Below are 3817 nucleotides of genomic sequence, written 5' to 3'. Positions count from 1 at the left end.
AACGTTCCGCGGTGAACTGAAAATCCACCGGTGTTTGTTATTGCTTTTCTGCCAGTCCGGGATTCTGGTATGAATAGCTCAAGAAGCCCGGACCGGATGACCGGAAAGCCATGGGACCAACGGGGCGGGCACCCGGCGCGAACGGTTGCCGGTGAGCTGCGCCCGGGTCGGGGTACCGGCTTGGTCTGTTGTGTCCGGTGCCCGGTTGCTCTTCGGTGTCTGCCCACACCCGGGTATTGGTGACCTAGAGCAACCGGCCACCGATCAGGCCCAGGCGAGGATCAGGGTCGGATCGGTGAGCATCCGACCGACGTCGGCCAGTACCTGCGAGCCGAGTTCACCGTCGACGATCCGGTGATCGAAGGTCAAAGCGAGCTGAGCCACCGTGCGGACGGCCAGCTCGCCGCCCCGTACCCAGGGCATGGGACGGATGGAACCGAGGGCGAGGATCGCGGCTTCCGGCGGGTTGAGGATCGGCGTGCCGCTATCGACGCCGAACACCCCGATATTTGTAATCGTGATCGTCCCATTGCGCAGGGCCGCGGGAGCGGTTTTCCCCGCGCGGGCGGTCATGGTGAGCTCGTGCAGGCTGCGTGCGAGCGTGACGAGATCAAGCCGGTCCGCGTCCGGGATGTTCGGTACCAGCAGGCCGCGGGGCGAGGCCACAGCGATCCCGAGATTCACGTACTCGTGGACGACGATCTGCGCCGGGCTGTCGCCGGACCCCTCCTCCCAGCGCGAATTGATCATCGGACGGCGGCGGACCGCAGCCAGCAGGGCTTTCGCGACGAGCAGCAGCGGGGTCACCTTGATCCCCGCGAACTCGGGGAGGGCGGCGATCCGGTCCCGGGCCGCCATCGTCTCGGTCACATCGACGCTGAGGAACTCGGTGACCTGAGGTGCGCCGGCCGCGCTTGCCACCATCGCGCTGGCGGTGGAACGTCGCACACCGGTGACGGCGATCCGCCGGACGCGGGCGCCGACCTCCCCGGGTCCGCCCGAAGCCCGGGCGGCCTCGACATCGGCTCGGCTGATCGTTCCGTGCGGGCCCGTGCCGACGACCGTCCGCAGGTCGACGCCGCGGTCGCGGGCGAGCTTACGCACCGGCGGTTTCGCGCGCACCACGACCGGCCGGGACCGGCGCCCGGGTGGCGCGTGCCGCGCCCCGCCTGCTGGCCCGTCTCCGGCTGGCGGCGCTGCCGCGGCGGCCGGTCCCGCCCCGGGCGTTCCCGGGCCGCCTCGGGGGCCGTAACCGACCAGCATCGGCGGCCGCTCCTCGGGGTGACCGTCGAGGTCGAGGTTGCCCGCGGGGGCGGGTCCGGGTTCGCCGGTGTCAATGGTCATCAGCGGTCGTCCCACCACAACGGTTTCCCCGGGCTCGGCATGACGGACGGTGAGCACACCCGCGAACGGTGACAGCAGCTCGACCCGCGCCTTGACGGTTTCCACCTCGACGATCGGCTGGTTGACCGCGACACGTTCCCCCACATCCACCAGCCACCGGACAATCTCGGCATCGGGGAGGCCCTCACCCAGGTCGGGGAGGCGGAACTGCTCAGCGGGCACGGGACAAACCTCCAAGTCGGCACCCGGTGACGTCGATCATCGAATGCCTCAGTACCGGAAGGAGCGGTCGACGGCGTCCAGGACCCGGCCCACATCGGGCAGGTAGTGCTCCTCCAGGCGGGACGGGGGGTAAGGGGTGTCGTAGCCGGTGACACGCAGCACCGGCGCCTCCAGGGAGTAGAACGCGGCCTCGGTGACCTGGGCGGCGATCTCCGCGGACAGCGACACGTTCGACGGCGCCTCGTGGACCACCACCAAGCGGCCGGTCCGGCGCACGGAGGCGAGCACCGGCGCGAGGTCCAGCGGGGACAGCGTGCGCAGGTCGATCATTTCAAGCTCGCGGCCTTTACCGGCCATCACGTCGGCCGCGTCCAGGCAGGTCCGCACCATGGGGCCGTAGGCGACGAGGGTCGCGTCCTGTCCGGCCCGCACCACTCTGCTTACGTGCAGCGGCAGCGCCTCGGACAGGGGAGCCCGGACGTCGACGTCCCCCTTGTCCCAGTAGCGCCGCTTCGGCTCGAAGAAGATCACCGGATCGTCGGCGGCGACCGCCTGCCGGATCATCGTGTGGGCGTCGGTCGGGTTGGAGCACGCGACCACCTTGAGCCCGGCCGTGTGGCAGAAGTACGCCTCCGGGGACTCGCTGTGGTGTTCGACGGCACCGATGCCCCCGCCGAACGGGATCCGGATCGTCACCGGCAGCCGGACCCGTCCCCGCGTCCGGTAGTGCATCTTCGCCAGCTGGGTGACGATCTGGTCGAAGGCCGGGTAGACGAACCCGTCGAACTGGATCTCACACACCGGCCGGAAGCCACGCATGGCCAGACCGATGGCGGTGCCGACGATGGCCGACTCGGCGAGCGGAGTGTCGATCACCCGTTCCTCGCCGAACTCGGCCAGTAGCCCGTCGGTGATCCGGAAGACGCCGCCGAGCCTGCCGACGTCCTCTCCCATGAGCACGACCTTCGGGTCGGATTCCATGGCGGCCCGCAACCCGGCGTTGAGGGCCTTTGCCAGTGTCAGTGTCGAGGGCACGGTCAGATCGCCTTTCGCGCGGAGTGCACCGGCGGATGCGCCGACGTGACGGTCACCGGACCGTCCGTCCACTGCCCGAATCCGTGGTCGTGTGTACCGAACCCTCAGGGGGAGAGGGCGGGACCGGCCGGTTGCCGGGTGCTGGTGCTGTCGGCCTGGACCACACGTCCGCCACCGCGGCGCGGGCGGCCGCGAGCACGTCGGTGTCATCGACGTAGACATGGTCGAACAACGTGATGGGCGACGGATCGGGCAGGTCCAGGCAGCGTCGCCGCAGGGCAGCCGCGAGCGCGTCGGCCTCGGCGTCCAGGTCGGCGGCTGCGCGGTCGTCGAACAGGCCCCGGTGGCGCAGGTGGGCCGCCATCCGCTGGATCGGGTCGCGTCGGCTCCAGCGGGCGACCTCGTCGGGGTCGCGGTAGCGGGACGGATCATCGGCCGTCGTGTGTGCGCCCATACGGTAGGTCACTGCTTCGATCAGCGTCGGATGTCCCTTCCGGGCCGCCTGCAACGCCTGTCGGGTCACCGCCAGGGTGGCCAGCACGTCGTTGCCGTCCACCCGCACGCCGCGGAGTCCGAACGCGTGCGCTCTGCGGTAGATCGGTACGCGGGTCTGCCGCCGGATCGGCGCGGAGATCGCCCAGTGGTTGTTCTGGCAGAAGAACACCACCGGTGCCGCGAGCACGCCGGCCCAGTTGAACGCCTCGTTGACGTCTCCCTGGCTGGACGCCCCGTCGCCGAAATACACCACGGTCGCCGGTGGGTCGCCGTGCTCGCCGCCGCCACCGCCCGCCGCCGCACCGCCGCGCACGGCGTATTCCCGGCCGACGCCCATGGCATAGCCCGTCGCATGCAGCACCTGGGAGCCCACGACCAGCGCGTAGGCCTGGAAACCGTGCTCGGCCGCGTCCCACCCGCTGTGGGAGACCCCGCGGAACAGGCCGAGGACGTCCACCAGATCGACCCCGCGGCACCACGCCGCGCCATGTTCCCGATAGGACGGGAAGACCATGTCGTCGGCGCGTAGGGCCCGGGCGGAGCCCACCTGCGCCGCCTCCTGGCCGCGCAGGCTCGTCCACAAACCGAGCTCGCCCTGGCGTTGCAGGGCCGTCGCCTCCTCGTCGATCCGCCGCGCGATCACCATGTCGCGCAGCAGGCCGAGCAGGTCGGCGCCGGTGAGGTCGGCGCCGGTGAGGTCGGCGAGGAGTGAATCATAGGT

The 3817-nt window shown here is 70.5% G+C and carries 3 protein-coding genes; all 3 read right to left on the bottom strand.

The window, feature by feature from the left end:
• Window positions 1-264: 264 nt before the first annotated feature.
• Window positions 265-1566: a dihydrolipoamide acetyltransferase family protein gene (locus tag DD1DGNOD_RS25715; RefSeq protein WP_131768837.1), complete on the bottom strand. Its 1302-nt coding sequence runs from the start codon at window positions 1564-1566 to the stop codon at window positions 265-267.
• Window positions 1567-1614: 48 nt separating this feature from the next.
• On the bottom strand, window positions 1615-2547 hold the full coding sequence (locus DD1DGNOD_RS25710) for an alpha-ketoacid dehydrogenase subunit beta (RefSeq protein ID WP_241251854.1): 933 nt from the start codon (window positions 2545-2547) through the stop codon (window positions 1615-1617).
• A gap of 106 nt (window positions 2548-2653) precedes the next feature.
• On the bottom strand, window positions 2654-3817 hold a 1164-nt coding region (locus DD1DGNOD_RS25705), incomplete at its 5' end, for a thiamine pyrophosphate-dependent enzyme (RefSeq protein ID WP_131771200.1).

It is taken from the genome of Candidatus Protofrankia californiensis (genome assembly GCF_900634765.1).
Taxonomy (GTDB): Bacteria; Actinomycetota; Actinomycetes; order Frankiales; family Frankiaceae; genus Protofrankia; species Protofrankia californiensis.
Note: the sequence above shows the minus strand (reverse complement) of the source record. Positions and strands in the feature narration are given on the sequence as shown.